19 protein-coding genes and 1 riboswitch are annotated in these 23690 nt (G+C 37.3%); of the genes, 7 read left to right on the top strand and 12 right to left on the bottom strand.

Annotation, left to right across the window (positions count from 1 at the left end; genetic code table 11):
• Nucleotides 1–178 precede the first annotated feature (178 nt).
• On the top strand, nucleotides 179–688 hold the full coding sequence (locus ACVBAX_RS18960; protein WP_447118393.1) for a DoxX family membrane protein: 510 nt from the start codon (nucleotides 179–181) through the stop codon (nucleotides 686–688).
• 91 nt (nucleotides 689–779) lie between these two features.
• Here the strand turns inward: ACVBAX_RS18960 and ACVBAX_RS18955 are convergent, their stop codons facing one another.
• Complete coding sequence (locus ACVBAX_RS18955; RefSeq protein ID WP_447118392.1) at nucleotides 780–2750, bottom strand: methyl-accepting chemotaxis protein; 1971 nt, start codon at nucleotides 2748–2750, stop codon at nucleotides 780–782.
• 110 nt (nucleotides 2751–2860) lie between these two features.
• Between ACVBAX_RS18955 and ACVBAX_RS18950 the strand changes: the two genes are divergently transcribed.
• On the top strand, nucleotides 2861–4066 hold the full coding sequence (locus ACVBAX_RS18950) for an MFS transporter (RefSeq protein WP_447118391.1): 1206 nt from the start codon (nucleotides 2861–2863) through the stop codon (nucleotides 4064–4066).
• A 46-nt stretch (nucleotides 4067–4112) separates the two neighbouring features.
• Complete coding sequence (locus tag ACVBAX_RS18945) at nucleotides 4113–4559, top strand: GNAT family N-acetyltransferase (protein ID WP_447118390.1); 447 nt, start codon at nucleotides 4113–4115, stop codon at nucleotides 4557–4559.
• 40 nt (nucleotides 4560–4599) lie between these two features.
• Here ACVBAX_RS18945 and ACVBAX_RS18940 read toward each other — a convergent pair whose 3' ends face one another.
• The 6 genes from ACVBAX_RS18940 to ACVBAX_RS18915 all read right to left on the bottom strand — a co-directional run bounded on the left by ACVBAX_RS18940 (nucleotide 4600) and on the right by ACVBAX_RS18915 (nucleotide 15267).
• The gene (locus ACVBAX_RS18940; RefSeq protein ID WP_447118435.1) at nucleotides 4600–4926 is read right to left on the bottom strand and encodes a YnfA family protein; all 327 of its coding nucleotides are present in this window, start codon (nucleotides 4924–4926) and stop codon (nucleotides 4600–4602) included.
• 22 nt (nucleotides 4927–4948) lie between these two features.
• A complete protein-coding gene (locus tag ACVBAX_RS18935; protein WP_447118389.1) occupies nucleotides 4949–5635 on the bottom strand; it encodes a DUF2306 domain-containing protein in 687 nt (228 codons plus the stop codon).
• 133 nt (nucleotides 5636–5768) lie between these two features.
• Nucleotides 5769–6914 (bottom strand): PstS family phosphate ABC transporter substrate-binding protein, encoded by a 1146-nt coding sequence (locus tag ACVBAX_RS18930; RefSeq protein WP_447118388.1) that lies wholly within the window; start codon nucleotides 6912–6914, stop codon nucleotides 5769–5771.
• Between the two features lie 131 nt (nucleotides 6915–7045).
• Complete coding sequence (locus ACVBAX_RS18925; protein WP_447118387.1) at nucleotides 7046–9289, bottom strand: EAL domain-containing protein; 2244 nt, start codon at nucleotides 9287–9289, stop codon at nucleotides 7046–7048.
• A gap of 115 nt (nucleotides 9290–9404) precedes the next feature.
• The gene (locus ACVBAX_RS18920) at nucleotides 9405–14477 is read right to left on the bottom strand and encodes a rhamnogalacturonan lyase family protein (RefSeq protein WP_447118386.1); all 5073 of its coding nucleotides are present in this window, start codon (nucleotides 14475–14477) and stop codon (nucleotides 9405–9407) included.
• Nucleotides 14478–14697: 220 nt separating this feature from the next.
• Nucleotides 14698–15267 carry a CBO0543 family protein gene (locus ACVBAX_RS18915; protein ID WP_447118385.1) on the bottom strand — a complete coding sequence of 190 codons (570 nt, stop codon included), beginning with the start codon at nucleotides 15265–15267 and terminating at the stop codon, nucleotides 14698–14700.
• Nucleotides 15268–15410: 143 nt separating this feature from the next.
• Here ACVBAX_RS18915 and ACVBAX_RS18910 point away from each other — a divergent pair, with 143 nt between their 5' ends.
• Both ACVBAX_RS18910 and ACVBAX_RS18905 read left to right on the top strand, forming a co-directional pair.
• Entirely contained in the window at nucleotides 15411–16037 is a 627-nt protein-coding gene (locus ACVBAX_RS18910; protein WP_447118434.1) for a DUF2238 domain-containing protein, read from the top strand.
• A 65-nt stretch (nucleotides 16038–16102) separates the two neighbouring features.
• Complete coding sequence (locus tag ACVBAX_RS18905) at nucleotides 16103–16591, top strand: CBO0543 family protein (protein ID WP_447118384.1); 489 nt, start codon at nucleotides 16103–16105, stop codon at nucleotides 16589–16591.
• Nucleotides 16592–17205: 614 nt separating this feature from the next.
• On the opposite strand, the gene ACVBAX_RS18900 is transcribed toward ACVBAX_RS18905, so the two are convergent.
• The gene (locus ACVBAX_RS18900) at nucleotides 17206–17814 is read right to left on the bottom strand and encodes a LysE/ArgO family amino acid transporter (RefSeq protein ID WP_447118383.1); all 609 of its coding nucleotides are present in this window, start codon (nucleotides 17812–17814) and stop codon (nucleotides 17206–17208) included.
• A gap of 110 nt (nucleotides 17815–17924) precedes the next feature.
• On the bottom strand, nucleotides 17925–18053 hold the full coding sequence (locus ACVBAX_RS18895; protein ID WP_430776665.1) for a hypothetical protein: 129 nt from the start codon (nucleotides 18051–18053) through the stop codon (nucleotides 17925–17927).
• A gap of 127 nt (nucleotides 18054–18180) precedes the next feature.
• On the opposite strand from ACVBAX_RS18895, the gene ACVBAX_RS18890 reads away from it, so the two are divergent.
• Nucleotides 18181–18312, top strand: a complete 132-nt coding sequence (locus tag ACVBAX_RS18890) for a hypothetical protein (protein ID WP_285852229.1) — start codon at nucleotides 18181–18183, stop codon at nucleotides 18310–18312.
• Nucleotides 18313–18467: 155 nt separating this feature from the next.
• On the opposite strand, the gene ACVBAX_RS18885 is transcribed toward ACVBAX_RS18890, so the two are convergent.
• The 3 genes from ACVBAX_RS18885 to ACVBAX_RS18875 form a co-directional block, all read right to left on the bottom strand.
• Nucleotides 18468–19064: a cell wall hydrolase gene (locus ACVBAX_RS18885; protein ID WP_447118382.1), complete on the bottom strand. Its 597-nt coding sequence runs from the start codon at nucleotides 19062–19064 to the stop codon at nucleotides 18468–18470.
• 308 nt (nucleotides 19065–19372) lie between these two features.
• On the bottom strand, nucleotides 19373–20242 hold the full coding sequence (locus ACVBAX_RS18880) for an NAD(P)-dependent oxidoreductase (RefSeq protein ID WP_447118381.1): 870 nt from the start codon (nucleotides 20240–20242) through the stop codon (nucleotides 19373–19375).
• A gap of 16 nt (nucleotides 20243–20258) precedes the next feature.
• A complete protein-coding gene (locus tag ACVBAX_RS18875; protein ID WP_447118380.1) occupies nucleotides 20259–22442 on the bottom strand; it encodes an EAL domain-containing protein in 2184 nt (727 codons plus the stop codon).
• A 114-nt stretch (nucleotides 22443–22556) separates the two neighbouring features.
• Nucleotides 22557–22644: riboswitch (cyclic di-GMP riboswitch) on the bottom strand.
• Between the two features lie 197 nt (nucleotides 22645–22841).
• On the opposite strand from ACVBAX_RS18875, the gene ACVBAX_RS18870 reads away from it, so the two are divergent.
• Nucleotides 22842–23669 (top strand): STAS domain-containing protein, encoded by an 828-nt coding sequence (locus ACVBAX_RS18870; RefSeq protein ID WP_447118379.1) that lies wholly within the window; start codon nucleotides 22842–22844, stop codon nucleotides 23667–23669.
• Nucleotides 23670–23690: the final 21 nt, after the last annotated feature.

Here is a 23690-nt window from a genome sequence, read left to right as displayed (position 1 = left end):
ATTTTTGAAATACATAATATCTTCACTATACCGGTTGTTTCCCTTGTGTTCACATTATATTCAATAAGCCTTTAACACTTTGTGAACAACATCACAAACCTATGTTTTTCTTTATAGTCACGGTGTATATTATGAATATAGAAACACAAAAACATTTATTCGAAAGAAGGAATCATTTATGTTTAATCAATTATTAAGAGAAAATAAGATTGCTGCTGGTCTATTGACAGTATTACGTGTATACCTCGGATTTGCTTGGATGACCGCTGGCTGGGGAAAAATAACTAGTGGTGGTTTTGATGCTGCAGGATTTCTAAAAGGCGCAATCGCTAATCCGGTAGCAGGTCCAGATGGTGTTGTGTATGGCTGGTATGTAACTTTCCTAGAAGGCGTTGCATTACCAAATATTGATTTATTTAACTTCTTAGTACCTTGGGGAGAATTCTTAGTTGGTTTAGGTTTAATCCTTGGATGTTTCACAACTACAGCTGCCTTTTTCGGAGTATTAATGAACTTTGCTTTCATCCTTGCTGGAACTGTATCTCATAACCCAACTGATATCTTAATGGGCTTCATTCTTATCGTAGCTGGTTACAACGCAGGAAGATTTGGTTTAGATTATTATGTACTGCCTATCATCCGCAAAGCATTTAACAAAAAAACAAATCCACTTCATCAAGAAGCATAATCTGAGAATCCCTTACTAATCATTTGTAAGGGATTTTCTTATTTCCTCATTAAAATAGGAGCCCTAAAGTTTTTAGGACTCCTTCTATTTATTAAATCTTAAACTTTCTAACGAGCTCCTGAAGGTTTTCCGCCATTTCTGATAGTGATTTGGCTGATAAGCTTACTTCTTCAAGAGATGCCAGTTGTTCCTCAGTGGACGCGGCCACATTTTCTGAAGAGGACGCGTTTTCCTTTGCGATTTCAGATAATTCATAAGATGTGTCTGTTACATTTTTGACTTCTGCAGTGATTTGTTCTGCTATTTGAGATACTTCTTCAATTTGAGGTGCCATGACTCTGACCCCATTGAGAATCTCGTCAAACTTCTCAATCGTTTTATTAGACACGAGTATTCCGTCTTGCACACTCTTTGTTGCGAGTTGCATCGTTTCTACCGATTTCTCTGTATCTTCTTGAATCGCTTGAATGAGTTCAGCTATTTGACTTGCTGAGCTTTGCGATTGATCAGCCAGTTTACGAACTTCATCTGCTACTACAGCAAAGCCCTTCCCTTGCTCACCAGCTCTTGCTGCTTCAATTGCTGCATTTAACGCTAACAAGTTCGTTTGATTAGCAATATCACTTATCACACCAATAATCTCATTTACTTGCTTCGAACGGTCGTAAAGTGATTTAATAATCTCATCTGAACTTTCTACTTGCCTATGAATCTCGTTCATTTGTTTTACCGTATGTTGAACCGACTCTCCACCTTCTTCAGCATGTTTCACCGCTTGTTGTGTAAGTGCATTTACCTGAACAAAGTTGGTTGTCATGGTTTCCATTCCTTGACTAATTTCATTCATCGTACTTACCGTTTTATCGATTCCGATTGTTTGACTTTCCGCTCCACTCGCTACTTGTTGGATAGAGTATGCCACCTGTTTCGTAGCCATCGTTGTCTCATCAGAGGATGCCGTTAATTCTTCTGCTGCTGCCGCTACTTGCTCTGTGTTCATATCCACTTGGGTAATGATTTCTTTTAGATTGTCAGTCATATTTTTGAATGAAGCAGCCAACTCTGCTATTTCATCCTTGCCTTTAACTTCAATCTCGTGTGTTAGGTCCCCTTCGCTTATCGCCAATGTACTGCCAACTAAACGACGAATTGGTTGTACAATAGAGCGGGTGATGAAAAAGGTTACGACTGCACCGATTATTAGAGCAATCACCACGGTGATTAATGTTTTGTTAAAAATTGGTGAGGCACTATCTTTTATTTCACTAGTATACATCGTGCCACCGATTTTCCAGCCTGTAAGTTCGTTTGTTGTAAAACTCATCTTTTTATCTTGGGAGTCTAATTCATATTCAAACTCACCTTTAGTGCCTTCGTACATTTTTTGATAATAAGCTTGCTCCATGAGTGTTCCAGGCTCTACCACTGGGTGGTAAATCATATTCTTTTCTCTTCCAAGAAGAATTACATAGCCTTCATTTCCGATTTTAATTTTACTGGCTGACTGTGTAATATTCCCAATCATCAAGTTAATTCCGATAACACCACTACCGTCATCTGTGGTTCTTGCTACAGTAATGACCATTCCACCTGAAGAAGCTTCATATGGATCTGTGATGATAACTTGCCCTTTATTCGCCATCGCTTCTTGATACCACGGACGTTGTCTGGGGTCATAATCTGCAGCAAGTTCTTTCCTTGGATTTTGAATCATCAATCCGTCTGTTGTCCCTAAATAAATACTGACTGTTTCAGGATGTAGATTTGAATATTGTTCTAATTTCTTTCGTAATTCGGGGCTATCTTCGCCGTTAACTAACGCAGATGTGACCGTTTTGGCAAAAAACTCCGCATCATGTACTTTTAAACTGATGGAACTTGTAATAAATGAGTCTAGTAACATAATACTTTCTATGGAAGTAGACATCATTTGTTTTTCAATTTCCTGCTTAGCACTTGAATACGCAAGCGTACCAATAATGGTTGATGGTAATAAAAGAATACCTAACGAAAACAATATGAGTTTCGTTCTAATTTTTAGTGAGACTAATTTCTTCAACAAGGTAAACCCTCCAAGATGATCTATTTTATTAATGTCACTATGTATATCGGTTTAACTACTAAAATGATTAGTATAATATTTATCCAATTTGTGAACAGGAGGTTCAGAAAATGTCACAGCCAAACAAACGTTCTTCTAACTATCCATTAATGACCAGCATTTTGTTCTGGTGTGGGTTAGTCGTGTTGTCAAGTATGTACGTGACCATCCCTTTATCCACTGTATTGTCTGATACGTTTAACAAAAGCATGACTGAGGTTGCTTGGCTCGCAAGTTGCTATTCGATTTGTTATGCGATTGGATGTTTACTTTACGGTCCATTTTCCGATCGTTATGGGCGAAAAATATTTTTAGTGTCGAGCATTAGTCTTTTAACAGTGATCACCTTTGCGATAGGTTTTGTAGACAATTTTTATATACTACTCCTACTGCGGGGGTTACAAGGACTTATTTCTGCTGCCTTTGCTCCAATCTCCTTGGTGTATGCAGGGGAAATGTTTCCACCAGAAAAAAGGTTAACAGCTGTTGGATTTGTCAGTTCTGGCCTTTTGATGGCAGGAGTTGTGGGGCAAGTTTATAGTGGATTAGTCAATGAAATTTGGGGTTGGCAGGCTATATTTTTCCTGTTGGGGATTCTTTATTTCCTAACACTTATTCTCATTATTGTCTTCTTGCCAAAAGATGAGATGACCAGACCTCATGTACATATGCTTGAAGCATTCAAAAAAATGAGCTTATTAGGAAAGCAACCTCAGCTTTTACTCGCCTTTTGTATTACATTCTCCCTATTGTTATCATTAGTTGGTATGTATACAATTCTAGGTAGCTATTTGTCTGTTCAATTTGGCCTTACAGAAAAAGAAATCTTATATGTTCGTGCCGCTGGAATCATAGGAATGCTCTTATCACTTTTTGCAGGAAGACTGGCACAAAAACTAGGAACAACGATGATCCTGAAAATAGGATTGGCTCTTGCTGCTGCCGGATTGTTCGGAATAGGAGTAAGTCCGTCCCTCCCGTTCATTATTTTTTCCAGTATCATTTTTGTTTTAGGAATTGCAACTGCCAATCCCATTGTTATCTCCGTTATTAGCCAACTATCCGGACATGCAAGAGGCAGTGCCGTTTCGTTCAATGCCTTTATTTTATTTGTTGGAGCGAGTACTGGACCCATTTTGGCACTGAGCTTAATTAATACAGGAATTTACTTGTTATCCTTTAGTGCATTAGGATGTATTGTGCTGGTTGGTTTTTTCCTTTCCTTCTTTATAAAAATGACTTCTTCAGCACATGTTAGGTTTACTGCAAGTAATTAGTATTTGTTATATTAAATTCAAAACAATAATGAAAAGGAATGAGAATATGCTTTCAAAAAGTATTACCCATCAGGAGGAATTACAAAAGGCTTTTTCTATTAGAGAAAAGGTTTTTGTTGAAGAACAAGGTGTGCCACATGAGGAAGAATTTGATCAGTTTGATACTTTAGGGGCAGATTGTGTACATATTTTAGTATATTTTCAAAAAGAAGCCGTAGGTACTGGACGCATCAGATTTGTCGACCATTTTGGCAAATTAGAAAGAATTTGTATATTAGAAGAATATCGGAAATATGGACTAGGAAAAGTAATTATTTCAGCACTAGAAGAGATCGCTCTAAAAAAAGACATGACACACGCAAAATTGCATGGTCAAACACAAGCAGAGGGCTTTTATAAAAAACTAGGCTATCACACCGCCTCCGATGTTTTTATGGAAGCAGACATCCCTCATGTTTTAATGATAAAAAATTTAACACAATCATTACTTTAAACAAGAAAGCGTATTGCTGTGGGATAAGCAATACGCTTTCTTATTGACGCGGGGCGAATAAGATAATTGAAGCACCTAATAAGCATATGCCAGCTCCTACCCAATCATATAAATCAGGTGTTTTTTTATCCACTCCCCACCCCCATAGCACGGAAAGAACGATAAACACTCCTCCATACGCGGCATAGATTCGACCAAAAGAAGGAAAAGATTGAAATGCAGCAATTACCCCATACAGAGCTAATGCAATTCCACCAACTACCCCCCAATACGCAGGCTTTCCCTCCCGTAGCCAAAGCCATATTAAGTAGCCACCACCTATTTCAGCTACTCCTGCACATATAAACAAAATGATTGCACTGATGATTGGAACCACTTCCTGTTTTTTATTATGAATGTTTATTATATTTCTTTTCGTATTTTATAGTAAATAACATTAATACAGGGACAAGGATTACCGTTGGAAGAAACCACAGGAAAAGACTCGATGACGGGATGTTTAATAGTCTTGGAGCGCCAAAAACAGTAAATGCTGTTACTGTCGAAATACTGCAGGCAATCATTCCACTTAAATGTTCAAAAAGCCAATGCATGTTTTTAACCGGTTTTCGTAACCAATAATAAAGTTGCGAACCCCCTAGAAATACACCTAATAGAGGAAAATATGTAATCAATGAAGTTCCAATCTTAAACCCGTACCATGCGATACCTATACCTGAAATCAATAATAAAGAACTGACGAATAAGTCGATCCAACTTCGATGTCGTTCCTTCCTCTTTTTAAAGCGAAGCACCCTAATTCCATACCAACAAGTAGACCCGCTTAATACAGAAATAAAAATTAAAAACCATGAAAAGGAGACTCTTGTAGCATCTGCAGTTTCATCAAATAGGACACGGTAACAACCCATATAAAAAGCAGAAAACGAAACGAATGCCATGGCAAACACATACACCCATCCGACTTTATTATGTACCTTCCCACCTTTTTTCGTAACTAACGGGATCCAAAATAGAATTAATGCTAAAAAACCAGCAGCAATATGTAAAATCCTAAACAATGAGAAAGCTTCCAAACAATTCCCCCCTAAAGCAAGATTAGTTGATTATAAGTATATCAATTTAGCTAAATTTCCGATGCAAATATTTGTAATTTCTTTGTTAAATAGAGGGGAACTGTTTTAGTAGCTACTTTGAGAACCAAAAAAACTACTCTACCGGTACATACCCTGAACGCTCAACAATTTCCTGCCCCTGTTTTGATAGTATCCATTGAAGAAATTCTTCAAGATGAGGGTTTTGGCTGTTACTTGTAATTGCGAAGAAATTGGCGACAATTGGATACTTCTCTTTTTGAATATTTTCTTTTGTCGGTAGCACTCCATTAACGGCAATATTTTTAATTTTACCATTTTGTACCATATACTCAGAAAAATGTCTGAAAGAGTAACCGATAGCGTTTGGACGATTTTGATAATTACTTGTTTCACGAATGATGCCTCCCATACCTGAGACGATATCTTTTGATGGAGGATCCATAATGGGTGTTTCTCCCATAAAATTGATTAATGCTGATTGGCTGCCACTTCCTTCTGGTCGTTGGAAGGCACGAATTTCTTCGTCTTTCCCTCCTACTTCCTTCCAGTTGGTGATTTCTCCTGCATAAATTCCTTGAAGCTCCTTAATTGATAGCTCTTCTACTGGATTGTCTTTGTGAACAAAAAACACAAAGGCTTCTCTTCCAATCGGAGTTAAAGTTAGTTCCACTTCTTGAAGTCTAGCATAGTCCATTTGTTCCTCAGACGGGTGAGCCATAAAAACCATATCAACCTCTCCATTAACTAAACGCTCAAACGCATAACTCGTTTGAGTGGAAACCACTTCACTTTCATCTAACGAATACTCTTTTTCCGGGTAAACGGCTTGAACAAATCCTGCATAAACCGGATAAAGGGCAGTTGCCCCATCAAGTGTTGGAAGATCTCCTTCAATTTGAAACATAGAAGCCTCATCTAACGTTACAACCTTGGAGTTTTCAACAAACGGACGATACTGAGACAAATCCACATCTTGTGCACTTACCACTTCCAGATTCTTCAAATAGTATTGATACCCTTCAAAGCCACCAACCGTACATAGAGTAAGAGCCAGAAATCCAATAGAGATTCGTTTTACTCCCTTTTTCTTCAATTGATCATATATACCGAGTATCGAAATAACGATCAAACCAAGTACCACAATCGGTGTGAAAATAGGATAAAATTCAGAAGATCTTGAAATTGTTAGAATAATGGTTCCATAAAATCCTATAAATCCAAAAACGAGTACAACTACAAACGCTCCAAATACCCTCATAATTCCCTCCTGATTACAAATAGTGTATTTTTACACTAATTATAACTTTATTTCCAATCGAAGGGAAGATCATTTGGAAAATTTTATTAATAATTAAAAAAACCTTCCAACTAATTAATTTTGGAAGGTCTTTAATCCACGATTTTCTTTGTTAAAAAGACTTCTATCTCCTTAGCTGGAAGTGGCTTACTAAAGAAATATCCTTGCGCAAAATAACACTTATTTTCTTTTAAAAAGGACATTTGTTGTTCATGTTCTACTCCTTCAGCAATGACTTGAAAACGTAACCGATTGCCCAGCTCGATAATTGTTTTTACAATTTCTTCTCCGTCCTTATGCTGATTGATTTCATCAATGAAGGATTTATCAATTTTTAATTTATCTATTGGAAAATGTCTTAAGTAGTTTAGCGAAGAATACCCCGTCCCAAAGTCATCTATTGCAAATTTTACCCCTAGCTCTTTAATTTCTTTCATAATACTTAATGCTTGATCCACATTGCTAGTTACACTTTCGGTAATTTCTAGTTCAAGATATCTAGGGGATAGATCAGACTCTTCTAGTATCTGATTGACGGATGCAACAAAGTTTTTCTCACGAAATTGTAAGGGAGACACATTAACTGATACACTATCAATCGGTAAACCTAGGTCAATCCATTGCTTACACTGAGCACATGCGGTTTTTAATACCCACTTTCCAATCGAGAAAATGAGGCCTGTCTCTTCGGCAAGTGGGATAAATTCTGCTGGAGAGATAAACCCATATTCAGGGTGCTTCCACCGAATCAATGCTTCTAATCCGATGACTTGATTAGATACAAGATCTACCTGAGGTTGATAATGTAGGCTCAATTCATTATTGTTCAAGGCATTACGCAATCCATTTTCTAATTCCATTCTCCATCGATGACTTAAATTCAGAGAAGATGTGTAATATTGATAATTACTTTTTCCATTTTCCTTTGCATTGTACATAGCAATATCTGAATTTTGGATTAGCGCCTCTACATTTTCTCCATCCTTTGGATAAATACTGATTCCGATACTGGTTGATATGAACATTTGTCGGCCTTTAATGATGAAGGGAGAGGCTAACATAAAGATGATTTTTTCTGCTGTTTCAGACACTTTAGACCGTTTATCAGTTTCGAGGACAATAATAAACTCATCTCCTCCATAACGGAAGATTCTTCCTTCTTCACCTACAGAGTTCGTAAGTCTTGTAGAAACTTTCTGCAATAATAGATCCCCAAAACTATGTCCATACGTATCATTAATCATCTTAAAACGATCTAAATCCAAAAACATGACAGCAAAGCTTTGTCCGCTCTTTTCGTTTCTTGTTACTACTTCATTTAAATGTTCATAGAGAAGATTGCGGTTGGCCATGCCGGTTAATGAATCATAGTATGCTAATAATTGTACTTGTTCCTCTGCCTTTTTCCGTTTTGAAATATCTCTTATGATGACCTGAACGGCTTCTTCCCCTTCATATGTTGTTAAAAATGCCATAATATCCGTAAAAATTACTGTTCCATCTAGTTTAAGGATACGATATTCACTAATTTCCGATATGCCCTTTCTCACTTGTTTCATTTTTTCAATAGCCTGGTTTATATCCTCAGGATATATAAAATCTAGGACATCTCTCCCGATGACTTGCTCAGAGTTATGAGCTCCAATTAACTCTACGCCTGCTTGATTTACATAAATGATTTCTCTATTTATATGAATCAATGTTGTTTCAGGAGAAAATTCTACTAGTTTCCGGTACCGTTCTTCGCTTTCTAATAAATCTCTTTCAGCTCTATCACGTTCGGTAATATCTTGAACAATAACGATATAACGGCCTGTATCCTTTTCGTCAGCTATGGACACACCTTTTCCTGCAAGAAGAATGGTTCTACCACTTTTGCTCTTGATTTTAAATTTTATTGGTACATTATGATTTTTTTGTATATAGCTGTACCTTAATTTTGTTATCTCTTCTTGGCTGAATATTTCTTTTACTGTTTTTCCTATGTAATCCTGTGGCTGATAGCCAACAATAGCTTGGAGCGATGGAGAAATGTACTCCAATTTACCCTTCCGATCAATCACCAATATTAAATCAGAAGCATTTTCAACAATAAGCCTGTAATAACGCTCATCTTTAATAATTTCTTTAATCATTTTTTTCAATAAATTATAAAAAACAAAACCGCTAAAAATGATAAAAACCAAGCCTTTTGACGTATTCATCCATTCAGGAATATAACTTAGGTTCCTTGTGAAAAAATAATCGGATAATGAAACCCACAAGCAGCTTATGGTGATATACAAAATGACAAAGTGTAATGCTGCTTTCTTTGCTACTCCCCAATCCTTCCACATGCAGACACCATTTCCCTTCACAAAACCGCAACGTATATTTTCTATTATTTGTATTATCTCTTTAATAATGCAAAAAAAACTGGATAGACCTATATAAGATCCATCCAGCTTTACATTACTTCTTCAAATATTCTGCAAGCTCAATTAATATATTTAATTGCCCTTCTGTAAACGCTTTGCCATTTTGCGCTTTAACTTGGTTCATAAATGCTTGAATCTGACCGTTGATAGCAGAGGTGTTACCTTTTGCTTCTGATTGTTTAGCTGCCATTAGTTTTGATTCAAAGGAGTTAAGATTTTCAACACTTCCATTTTCTGTTAGGAATTGACCGGTTAAGCTAGTTAATCGATCATAATCTACGATCACCACAATGTTGATGGATTGACTCGAACGATTTCCAGCCCCATCCATTGCTTCAGCAGAGAACGAATGAGTACCCAAGCCTAACTTGTAGGCAGGAGTAGATATTTTTGTCTCTGTAGAAGTATCGACTCCTGATAAAGCATCTTCTGTTTTAGAAGTGATTTCCACCATTTCGTCTACTCCAAATTCGACACCATCCTCAACAGAGAATGTAATAACTGGGCCTGTTTGATCTAGTTTAATCTCAATGGTCTTTTTATCTTCTACATTACCAGCGTAATCCTTACTCCAATAACTAAGAATATGTTCTCCATCTGTTTCAATGGTTGCTGTATTCCCTACCTGTGCTTCACCGTCATTTATTGAATAGTATGTGGCTTCCACACCTGATTTGTTATCTTCCGCTGTGAACTGTACTGTAACTGGTTTGTTGTACCACTCATTCGTTGTGGTTCCTTCCAATTCTGCTGTGGTTTCTGGTGCCACTTTATCCGCTATTTCCACAATACTAATGCTAGGTGCTGGTGGTGTCTTCATACCTTCACCAAGGAAAAAGCTTGTATGTGGAGGCTGATTGTAACCAACATTCTGCCATGCTACAGATAATCGATATTGTGGATCATGCATTAATGTAAAAATACGATGATCCGTTTTTTCCGTTGTCATATACACTCGTAAGGCACTGCTGTCATCTGTTCGCCAGATGATTTCTTCACGCCAGTCACCAAATAGATCGGCTTGAAGGGTAGGATTTCCTTTTGTACTGTTATTGGACTGAGTTCCTTCTGCTGTTAACAAATTGACTAATTTGTTTTCTTTGAAGTCCCATTTATCAATCGTTCCTACTCCTGTGGAAGTTTCCTGATTCCAGCTATGGTCCGCTAATTCACGAAGTAGATCTCCATCCCACCAGATCGCAAAGTTCGAGCTTGGGATATTGTCAGAGATTTTCTCTCCTGAAGATGAATGAAGTCCCCCTTCTCTACTATTCCATGCACCGGAAATCGCCCATGCTTCAGCACCACTGTATCTAGGATCAATATCGGCTGCTAGACCTCTACCTGTATCTTGACCCGTTTTTACACCCCAAAGGATTTCACCCGTTTCTGCATCACGCATATCGTAGCCGTATGGGCCGTCTTTATGTTCTTGTACAGCAAACGCTTCAAGACCAGGTCGATCAGGGATTAAATCGCTAACATGTAGCGCATCACCATGACCTAAGCCTGTGTTGTATAAGCCTTTTCCATCATCATCAATAACAATTTGACCATAGACGATTTCATCTTTACCATCATGGTCCACATCATTGACACTCAGGCTATGATAACCTTGCCCAACATAGTTTCGATACTCTTCTTGATTCGTATCAAACGTCCATTGCTTGGTTAATTTTCCGTCTTTAAAGCTATATGCTGCAAGTACAGTCCGTGTGTAATAACCTCTTGCCATCACAATACTTGGTGTTTCACCATCCAGATATGCAACAGCAGCTAGGAAACGGTCTACACGGTTTCCGTAGCTATCTCCCCATGAAGCCACATCTCCACGTGGTGGTTCATAGTCCGTTGTCACAAGAGCCTTCCCTGTTTGCCCTTCAAACACCGTTAAATATTCTGAACCTTGAAGTACATACCCTGTGCTATTTCTATGGTCAGCGGCTGCTCTGCCAATCACATTACCAGCACCATCAATCGTTCCATCCGCTGTTTTGATAGCAATTTCAGCCTTACTGTCACCATCAAAGTCATATACTAAAAATGGTGAGTAGTGAGCTCCTGCACGAATGTTTTTGCCCAAATCAATTCTCCAAAGTAGTGTTCCATCTAGTTTATAGGCATCCAAGTACACATTGCCTGTATAACCAGCTTGAGAATTATCCTTCGAATTGGTTGGATCCCATTTTAGAACTAGTTCATACTCTCCATCCCCATCTAAGTCACCAACACTAGCATCATTTGCACGATACGAGTAAGGATCTCCCTGTGGGGTTACACCATCTGCTGGTTTTTTTAGAGGAATATCAAAATAGTTATTGCTCCATACTTTGATGTTTCCAGCTATTTTCTTTTCTTTTCCATCAATAAATGATCGGATTTCGTATTTTGAATCGACCGTTCCATCTTCATCAACCACATTCGTACTAGTCGAAATGGGCTCTTTCGTAATTTTTTCTCCATCTCTATATACGTTAAAGCTGATTTCTTTTGGATCTGTGCCGACCATTCTCCAGCTAACCATAACACCTTCCTCAGTTTTCACGGCTGTTGGTGCACGATCTAAATCCTCCATCTGTCTTTTTAGTTTTGTAACAGCTGGTGTCTCAACGCTTTCAGAAAGCTTAGACACTCCACCTGCGTTAACTGCTGCTACTTTATAAAAATAAGGGATGGTAGTTAACACGGTCTCATCTTTAAAAGAATTCTGTTTTGTTTTACCGATAAATTCAAACGTACCATCTTGTTTCTTTGAGCGATAAACATTATAAGAAGTTGTACCTTCTGATTGATCCCAACTAATCGTAAGATCGTTTTTATTCACTTCTCCCACTTTTAGGTCAGTTGGCGTTTGTGGTACAGGTTGATTCGGATCAATCATCGCCACTTTTAATGGGGCGGAAGGTACCGTTTCTACATTTGCATGATCCACTGTTGTCACTGTGTAATGATATTCCATTCCAACATCCACCGTTTGATCAGTGAATGTATTTGTGTTTGAGCTTCCTAGTTTTACATAGTCAGCTGCCCCTTCTGTTTTTCGATAAATATTATATTCCTTCGCTTCTTCAACTGTATTCCATGTGAGTGAAACGGAAGGTTGCTCTGGATCAAGGGAAAGGTCGGATACCTTTACTCCTGATGGTGCCGCTAGAATCGGTGTGATTTCAAGTCCATTCACAATTCCGGTTGAACCAGCAAATGTAAAGTTCATTTGGCCGTCTTTTACCGACACCTCAGGTACAATTTTTGTTGTGTAGTTATTTCTAGACGCAGAGATGGATCCATAATCTTGACCTTCAACTGCTAGAGTGGTTCTTGCACTTCCTAGCATATCTCCAACATAGACTTTCACAGAGTAAAGTCCATTCGGTACATCCACATTAAATTTCCAACCAACAGCAAAATACCCTAGCCAATCACGGATAAGATCACCACCTGATGAACGGTCTCTCCCGATCATTCCAGTAGAATCAACAATTCCGTATCCTCTTTCTGGTGTATAAAGAGTAGAAAGATTTACTCCTGTATATCCATCGGCAATTACACTTCCAGCTAGACCAAAATCGTACTTCATAGTCGCCGATTTTGTCTTTATGTCTACACTTTCGGATCTTTCTGACTCACCTTTTCCATTGACAGCAGAAACAACTACTTGATATGTTTTTCCTTCTTCCATCCCAGAAATATTTAAGCTTGGTAAAGTCGAAGTTCCAACAACGGAATAGTCACTGTCACCTGCTAATCTTCTATACACCTTATAAATATCAGCACCTTCTACTTTATCCCAAGTAATTTTCGCTCCCGCATTACTAATGCTGCTTGCGGTTAACCCTGTTGGTTTGTCAGGAACTTGTGCAGGTGGTGCAATATCTTGTACATACGATGACAAAGGAAGATTCAATTCTTTAATTCCACTAGAGACAAGTCGTGCAAGCTGAATAGCCCCGTACTCCTGGAAATGTGTATTATCCTGTGAGCCATTTGGGAATGCCTGATAAATGCCAGGTTCCGTATGTAGGAAGACTGATAATGTTCCCTCCGGTCCAATTGAATCATAGAAAGCCACACTTAATGCGCTCAAATCTACTAAAGCAACGTCTAATTCCTCTGCTACTTCTTTCATTCCTTGGACATACTCCGGAAAGCTGACATTAAATTTTCCTGTTTGTGCATTAAAATCACGTCGGCCTACAGGTGTGACAAGGATTGGAGTCGCTCCTCGTTGACGAGCTCCGTTAATATACGTCTTTAAATAGTTTTTATAATCAGGAACCGATGCATAACGCTCTGGAATACTGATGGTTGCATCGTTGTGTCCAAATTGAACTAAAAAGTAATCACTTGGTTTTATTTCCTGAAGGATCGTATCCAATCTTCCTTCGTTAATAAATGATTTCGTACTTCTGCCTCCGATGGCATGATTTTTGAACGACACATCACTACTAAAAAAGCGAGAAATCATCTGTCCCCATCCAGCTTCAGGCTTCCAATATTCATCATAGGTTTGAACCGTTGAATCACCTGCAATATAGACAGTTGGTACCTCTGTTGCTGATCGTTTTGGTAGTTTGGAAATAACCAATGCATTTATTTTTGGATTATCACCAGTAAGCTCAAAGCTTACTTGGCTATCAACCAATGCAAGGTTAAAGGTACGCTCCATATACTCCCCTTTTGCGACGTTCGTATTTTGCACCTTTTGGATATTTTCAGCCTTCACACCAACACTTGTTGCCTCCTCAGAATCTCCAGCAATAGCCGTAATGCTGTAGTCTCCAGGCTCTAGATCTACTTGAAAGGAGGTTTCAATCGCTGAAATAAAATCAGACTTTAATTCATCCGATGTGTTTCGATTCGTTGCGGTTACTTTCGTTACATCTGTAAATCCGTACTTTAATTCCGTTGTATAAGCCGTTTCAGGCGTCACCTGAGTATAACCGCTCAATGTGGGACTGTCCTTCATACCAAAATCAAATTTCTTTACAATCGATGAATCCTCTTCAGCGGCACTGGTTCCTTGAGGATTAAAAGGAATACTGCAAATCACCATCAATGCACTTAAAACTATAGAAATAATTCCTTTTCCCTTACGCTTTGTAATCAATAAGCTTCCTCCTTCATTTTTCTTATTGATTCTGTCAATCTAGGATGGTAATTTTTCACCTCCCCACCAATATGAAATCGCTTACACGTAGAATTGTATTTATTTTCAGAAAATTATTGTAGCGAAAAAACAGTACTCTTTGTTTAAAAAACAGATTTCCACATCTTAACCAATAAAAAAGGTAGGTTACAGAAATAATTCTGTTTACCTACCCTTATTTTTAGATATTCGCCTTCTTTTCAAAATGGATAAAGAGGTCAGTAATTTTTTTGGCAATGACAGATACTAGGAACTTTGCTAAAAATATATGAAAATAATTGGCTCCCCTATCTAACTGAAACAAACCTAGTGTTTCACATAATGGTTTAAATAGAAATGCAAAAAAGGCTGATAACGCAATCATATAAAGATAATAATTTTTATGATTCTTAATGACCCATTGATAGACCAGCATGTAAGTGACCGGAATTAATGAGACATCCAGTGAAAGATTAGCTGATAATACCGGCAAAATTTTATAAGGATAGAACCAAAACGTTTTATTCGCCCCAATAATATCTTCGTATGTAAAGAATATATGAACGCTATAACCATAGAAACCAAGAAGAAGTGCTTTAGTTCGGTCGATTTTAAAATAAAGGACGATTAAGGGCAATACTAAGGCAGCCACACATACCCAAAACTGCCAAGTATCATAGCTCGAATACTCATGCCAATAAATAGCATGTGAATCGCTAAAGTCTAACTGCTTGTCTTTTATTTTCTCAATGTGATCACTCTGATTAGCCATGGTAAACCCCTTTAGTTATTTTAAGTTTAGTTTGTTTTTAACTGTAAAATATATACATTTCATTTGATTAGTTCTTCTCGCGAACCTATATAACTGCATTTCCCCAATATTGATGGTAAATACTATAAGTGGAGGTGAAAATGATGAGTAATAAGGCTGGAATAAAGATTCATTTTATCTTGCTACTAATTGTTTTGGCTGTTTTAATATGGTCCGCCATTAAACCTGTTGGGTATAGAATCTGGACATTGGAGGTACTGCCAGCAGTTATTGGACTACTTGTAGTGATAACTATCTATAAGAAATTTCAACTCACAACTCTTTCCTATTTAATAATTGTTATTCTATCCAATTACACGTTTATAGGAGGTCACTATACCTACTCTGAAGTCCCCCTTTTTGATTGGATTAAAGATGATTTTGATTTTGAGAGGAATCACTTTGATCGGTTCGGCCATTTCCTAAAGGGACTATTAATCATTGTTATAAGAGAAATCTTGATCCGAACCTCACCACTTTCAAAAGGAAAATGGCTAATCATCCTATCCTTAAGTGTATCCCTTGCTATTGCAGCCTTATATGAAATCATTGAATGGCTCGTTTCAGTCATCACGCATAGAGGAAAAGCATCGAAGGATTTTTTAGGTACTCAAGGTGATATATGGGATTCGCAGTGGGATATGTCTCTTACCTTTGCAGGCTCCATTATTGCTTTGGTTCTCCTTACTAGCATCCATAACAAATACCTTTTGAAAAAGGCTGATGGATAACCACTCATCTATTTTTTTCCTTTGGTTAAACACTATCTGAAGTAAGGAAGTAAGGGGGACATGATGTGAAGAATAAATTAGAGATGAATATCTTAAAAGCTTTACTAGTCATCAGTCTTGGATTGTTCATTAATTTAATAAGAAAACCTCCGATTAAAGATTGGTTACTGGTATTTTTAATTAAGAGTTATTTCGCAACCTTTATTGATAATCTACTTGTAAGAAAAGGGTTTCTTAAATATCCAGTGAATCTAATCAGCGGGTTTGATATCAGTGTTTTATTTAGTTATATTCTATTTCCGATTTCATGCGTGTATTTTAACCAAATCACGCGATCATCTAATGTTTTTGACATACTAAAAAAATCCCTTTATTTTAGTGTTCCATCTGCTATTACTGAACACTTTCTAGAAAGAAAAACAAAATTAATAGCCTATAAAAAATCTTGGAATTCTTTCTATAGTTTTCTGTCAATTGCCTTTAGTTTTCTTTTTGTTCGTGGCTTAATGGGGATGATTAGAAAATTATCTAGATCTCAAGCGCCTCATGAATGACTATACGTTGGCATCATAAAGCAGTTCCCAGATAAGTATTAATCAAAATCGAGAGAGGTTTAGGATAACTAAAACCTCTTCCTTCATGTTCCCTTTTTTTCAAGCCATTCTTGTCAATTTGAAAACCATTTATGAGTATGAGTAGAGGTATGTTTACATCTCGATAGAGTAGAATAGCAGGAAATACCAATGGATTATCGGATGGTAATTCTTCCAACTATTCATAGATGATGACTGTAAGCAACAAAGTATGAGAACTAAGCCTAGGGGGGCCGTTTTTTTGAAGTGCTTTTCTTAAAATACGTGCCAATGTCAAATAAGCGGAGAATTTCCGATTAGATGCAGAATGGAGCCTCGTTTGGGGGTAAATAAGGGGAGGTTTTCCGGTTAGGCAATGTAAAATCTCTTATTTTCAAAGTTTTCGAGCCAATAGTCGGAATCCCTCCGTTTATTTAACCCTTTTTTAATAATAATTTCTAAATAAGCGGAATTTCTCCGTCTATTTCAGCTCGGGTACTTAATCTGATCCCCCAACCGATAAGTGCGGACCCTTTTGACCCTAGATGTGGGAATCAGCAGCTTTTTATCGACCAGCTTATAAAGATCCTTGGTTTTTATAGGGTAACAACAATATAAACAGCAGTTCCCCACATGACGATTGCTGAGATTTTATTTAAAACCAATAAGAAGTGACCTGATTGATCAAGATTTCCAGTCATTCTTCCGACAATTCCTAAGCCTAGGAACCACAACCATGAGACAAGTATGCAAGCACCGGCAAATGCAACTTTCTCCACACCTACATACGCTAAGGAGCTTGATCCAATTACTCCAATTGTATCCAAAATAGCATGAGGATTTAGTAAAGATACAGACATAGCAAAAATAACTTGTTTTTTCGGAGAAAACGAAATTCTACTCTCTCCTTCATCCATTGTTGCCTTACTATTCCATGTAACAAATCCCATATAAATAAGAAAAATAATACCAGCAAAAAGTAAAAGTAATCTTAACCAATCATATTCAAGAACCACAACGGATACTCCTAAGACTGCTAAAGAAATGAGTAACGTATCACAAATAGCAGCAGTAATAATGACTGGTAACGCCCCTAAAAATCGAGGCTGTGTGGCCCCTTGGTTAAAAACAAAAACATTTTGAACACCTAAAGGCAAAATTAACCCAAATGCTAAAATAAAACCATGAATAATTGCTTCAAACATGATAACTCCTCCTGATGCTATTTCTTATAGTTTATAAGAAATAGTTGGATGAGTCTCTACTAATTAAAAAAGTCGAATTCCTAAGATACTGGAATTCGACTTTTTCATCTTTACTTATTCACATTCTTCAAAGCCTTCAACGCTTTTCTTTCCAACCCATTTTCAGAAGAAAATTCTACAGCCGCTTTTGGTAAAGCATTTTTATTATTCTTAAATTGCTTATCTTTATTTTTCGCCATCCTGTCACCTTCCTTATGTTTGATTGGGAATACGGTTTTAGTTTACTTATTTTTCCCGTACGTATTCTCCTTTGAATAGAAGTGTAAATTTTGTATAAAATATCTTTGTTTAAAGGGAGGTGTTACTATGCCAAATCGTAATGATAACAAGACCAGAAAGATTGAGTCTGAAAGCGCAAAGCGAGGAATGTCGCAGGAGGAATACGCTGCAGAATTAACAAGTAATAAAATGAAGAGCCAGCAGAAAAAGCAAAAGTAAATGCAAAAGGCAGGAGTTGAGTTCCTGCCTTTTGTATGATGGCAATTTACCATTTATTTCGAATATTATGCAAAGAACAACGGTAGAGATCAAGTGGCTATTTATGGGTAGTAACTATATGTATGCAAGAGGGAACAATCCCCTCTTGCTATTATTTATTTCGCAAATCTATGGTTTCCAATCGTAATTGTTGTTTCACGAGAGAACACCCAGTCACTTGCCGCTGTTTGTGGATTGTAAAAGTATAATGAACCTTGTCCTTGCCCTTGGAACGCTAGTGCCTCATCAACTGCACGCTTTGATTCTTCATCTGCAGCTTGGTTAATGGTTCCATTTTTAACCGGTGTAAACGCATAATACCCTTGGTCAATTTGATAAATAACTTCACTTACTGTGTTAGGAAAATCCGGGTGGTTCACACGATTTAAAATAACTGTCGCAACTGCTACTTTTCCCGCATAAGATTCCCCTTTAGCTTCTGCACTTACGAGTCTCGCTAATAGATCCTTATCAGCTGCTGTCAAAGTAGTTGTCGGAATCACTAGCTTTTCACCTGGATATAATAGTGAAGTGGTCTTGTTATTTTGCTTCATTAACTTAAGAACAGATACACCATACTTTGAACCGATATTCCAGAACGTGTCTCCTTTTTGTACTACATGTGTTTGGGTAGCAGCACCGGCTGCTGTTCCGAATCCAACCAATGTAAATGATAGAGTTGAGATCACTAGTAACTTTTTTAGCATTTTCATAGTTTGTACCTCCGATTGCTGTTTTCTCGAACAACTAGTAGATTACCAGATGTAACATACCGTTTCATGAACCAAATTTTCCCTACAACTAGTTAATCTTTCCAATAGCAATAGTGTCAACGGTTCATACACTTTAAAAAGGGTGGAATTCCCAGCATTTTTTAATCGTTTTTTTCTTGATTAGATTGATATTACAAACATATTACTGAATGATGACAAGCTTTTTTAGTAAAATACCAATTGCCCCTCATTTTTGACCACTAATTTACCTCTACACAAATAAAAAAAGTAGAGCCGATTGACTCTACTTAATTAATATCCTTTAGTACCTTCATGATAGCTGCCCAATCTAAGTCTCCCCATCCTTTCTCAATCGCATAACTGTAGTGAGATTGTGCGAGATTGGCAATTGGCAGCTCCGTTGATACCTCATTTGCTGCATCGATCATTAAATTCACATCCTTTAACCCTAGCTTCAACTTAAAGCCAGCAGGATCAAAACGTTCATTTATAATCATTTTTCCATAAGTATTATAAACTGGTGAAGCAAACAGGGAATTAATAATTTCTAAAAACTGCTTTGGTTCAACGCCGTGTTTCTGCACCATAACGAGTATTTCTGATAAGGATTCTAACATGGACACAAGTAAGAAGTTATTTCCCAGCTTAGCCACATTTGATAAATACCCTTGATCACCAACTGTAAAAACATCTTGCCCTAACATTTGCAGGATAGGTATTACTTTCTCCCTTGCCTCTTCTGGACCTGCAACAATAAAGCGCAAAGCAGCGGCTGCAACAGCCTCAGGGCGACCTAAAACAGTGGAAGAAACAAAATGTTGACTTGCATTTTCATGTTCATTCGTTAATTTCTTTGCCAAATGCACGCTGATGGTGCTGATTGACACATGAATGCCACCTGGTTGTAACCCAGCAATTATACCGTCATCTCCAAACACAACATTCTCTACAGCTGTATCATCGGAAAGTATGGTAAAAACGATGTCCGTATGACTGGCTGCTTCTGCAGGAGTATTTGCTATAAAGGCTCCTTTTTGGGCTAATTCTTGGCATTTGCTTATCGTCCGGTTGTATACCACTAATTCATAGCCATTTTGCAATAGATTTTCCGCCATCGGTAACCCCATACTGCCCAAGCCGATTAATCCAACCTTCAATGTCTTCACTCCTTAATTAAAAAAATTTATTTACTCTTTGAATTAGTTCTTCGATTTCATTTGAAGATACCGGCCGACTGAAATAGTACCCTTGGCCTTCCGAACAGCCTTTTTCTAATAAAAAGTCGAGTTGTTCCTTCGTCTCAATTCCCTCTGCTATAACATCCATAGATAAATCTCTTGCTAACGTAATAACAGCCGAAACGATGGCCGCTTCGTTTAGATCATGCGGAAGAGAGCTAATAAAAGAACGATCAATTTTGATTTTATTTGCACGAAATTGCTTTAAATAGGTCATTGAAGCATAGCCTGTTCCAAAATCGTCAATCGAGACTTTCACTCCGATTTCTTGAAGCTTACTAACTGCATTTTGAATTAAATATTCATGTTTACTTAGCACACTTTCTGTAATTTCAATCTCAATGGATTCAGATGGTAGATCAAATTCTGCTAGAATCGCTTCCACCAAACTAGGGATATCATTTAAAACAAATTGTCTCACAGACACATTCACAGCAACAGGCAAATGAGTGAGGTTCGACTCCCTCCACTTCTTTACCTGTAAACACACTTCCCGAAGAACCCATTCTCCTAGCACACCAATAAATCCACTTTCCTCTGCTAGAGGTATAAATGTGTCAGGACTGATGATCCCTTTCTCCGGATGTTTCCATCGGATAAGTGCTTCTAGACCAGTAAACTTACCTGTTGCCAACTGAATTTTCGGTTGATATTGTATGAAAAATTGATTTTGCTTGATTGCTTCACGAAGCTCACCTTGTAACATAAATAATTCAGTACCATGCTTCGTGAGGACATCATTGAACATTTGGATGGATTGTCCATCGTCCCCTTTTACACTATACATCGCGACATCTGCATTTCTAATTAATATGTCCCCTGTATGACCATGGCACGGATACATACTAATTCCAATACTAGCTGATACATAAAACTCTCGGTCATTAATAACAATCGGGTCTTTTATTGCTTGTAATATTTGTTCAGCCACTGCTTTGGGTTGTTTCTCATTTTTCATCTTTTTCAAAAGGATGACAAATTCATCACCACCCATGCGGGTTACGATCCCTTTCTTCGGAATATTTGACTGAATCCGCCTTGCTACTTCACTTAAAACCTTATCGCCTACCGCATGTCCGAAAGTATCATTAATAGGCTTAAAGCGGTCTAAATCAATAAATAAAATCGCAAACTCATCTTGTCTAGTAATTAATCGGTCGATAACATCTTTTAAAAATCGGATATTCGGAAGATTCGTTAACGTATCATGCGAAGCCAAGTATTGGATTTCCTTTACTTGATTATCCCTTTCAATCGCTACACCGGTTAAGTAACTGAATACTTTAAGTAATTCGATTTCATAAGATTTTGGTTTCCGTACATCAGGATGATAGATCGCAAATGTACCGAATAATTCTCCTTGCGACGATAAGATCGGAATTGACCAACAGGAATGCAATTGATAGCTCAAAGGGATCGTCTTCCAGTTGGACCAAGATGGGTCAGTTTCTATATCCGAGACAATAGCTATCTCTTTCGTAAAAGCTGCATGTCCACAAGATGCAAAGTTCAAGCCAACTGGAAATCGGTCGATTTTCTTTAAAAAGCTTTCTGGAAAACTATGTGAATACCCATTACGTAACCAATTCTCACTCTCTTCATAAAACATAATGGAGCAAATACTGTTACTAGATAGTGCCTCCACAGCATTCACAATATTTTGAAAAACATTAGTTAAGGGTTCACCTGACGCAATCATTTGTAGGGCTTTATACTGTTTATCACTAATGGCTTGGTATTTTTCTTGCTCAGTAATATTTCTACCTACTACAACTAAACTATCCTCATGTCCGTTCTCATCGTACATAGGAATCTTTCTTACATGGAACGTATAGTCATTCCCATCCATTCGAAACGATTCTTTTAATTGATATTCTTTTTTACTTAACCATGCTTGATTGTCTGAATGAACACAAATAGGTCCATAATTCTCATACTTTTTGTATTCCTGTGCCAGCTGTTCATCCGTTTTCCCTATATATGCCCCTTCCTCAATTTCAAATAGTTGCAGGGTCTTTTGATTTGCTTCAATCCATCGTCCATTCACATCTTTTACAATTAAATAATCACTACTTGTATGAAACACTTTCTCCAATAAATCGAATTTTTGGTTGCTCATGACATTACCTTCTTCTTTTATATTTCTTTTGAAATGTTAAAGGGGTATGGTCCATACTTTGTGAAATATAGAAAAGACCTACACCCAAAGGGATATAGGTCTTCCAATTATTCCCTTGGCAACTCAGCCATCATAGTTCCTTTAGAACCTTAGATCTGTAGCTTTGCGTCCCCACCTTTCAATGGGTTTGCCTTTTTCAATTTTATTTTTATTTTAGCAAACCCATTATAGAAGTTTTGTCGAAAATAGTCGATAACTATGATAAAAGTCACTGTTTTTTATCAAAAATCATTCTTTATCCCTATTAATTATCTGATTATAATTTTTGCTTAAAAACATGTTTATCAAATATATTTTAAGGGTATAAGTTCTTGGGGAATTGTAAAGGGGGAACATCTCTTGGAATTTACATATCAAGCTTCTTTTGACTTAAAACACTTTATTGAAGAAAATAAAGAAAAATTTAAGAACTCACTTCTTTTAGAGGCTGTAAATGTAAAAGGTCGGATTGATGAAATACTAAGAATCGGTAATATCAATTTAGTTTCGAATGCTCAAAAGCTAGTAATCGACATTATCGATGGCAATGAGGATGAACTGAAAGCTTTTGCCAAGAAAGAAGGAATTGTATGGGCTACTCATTCAATTGAATTATCCTTCAAACTGGAATGGGTTCAAGCGATACGACGAACAATTTGGATGTTTATTCAATCGTTTAACACTCTTTCCAAAAAATACGAGTTAGATGACTTCTTTCAGCTAGAGCTACAAATCAATAACCGAGTCGACCAGTTTCTGAACACTTTCTTTATAAGTTATTCAAAATACAAAGATTCCCTGATTGTTGCACAAAGACAACTAGTTGAAAATCTATCAGTACCTATTATTCCAATCACTTCTTCTGTATGTATTTTACCTTTAATTGGGTCGGTAGACTCCTTCCGAACTGAGATATTAGAAGAAAAGGTTCTAACAGAGATTGGAAGACTTCGTATACAAACGTTAATCATTGATTTATCCGGAATTGGCGATATGGAACCTGACGTTATCGATCATCTTATGAAAATTATCGACGGCACTTCTATGATGGGTTGCCACTCGATTATCACCGGTTTACGTGCAGAAGTTGTGAAAAAAATGATTCATTTAGATGTTTCAGCATTCTTTAAGAAAACAAAAACATTAGGAACATTGCAACAAGCATTAAGGCAATATTTTGTTCAGTAAAAAAACCAGGGGTTTATTCCC

This window comes from Robertmurraya sp. GLU-23 (assembly GCF_052983275.1).
The sequence above is the reverse complement of the archived record's forward strand: the minus strand, read 5'-3'. Positions and strand labels throughout refer to the sequence as shown.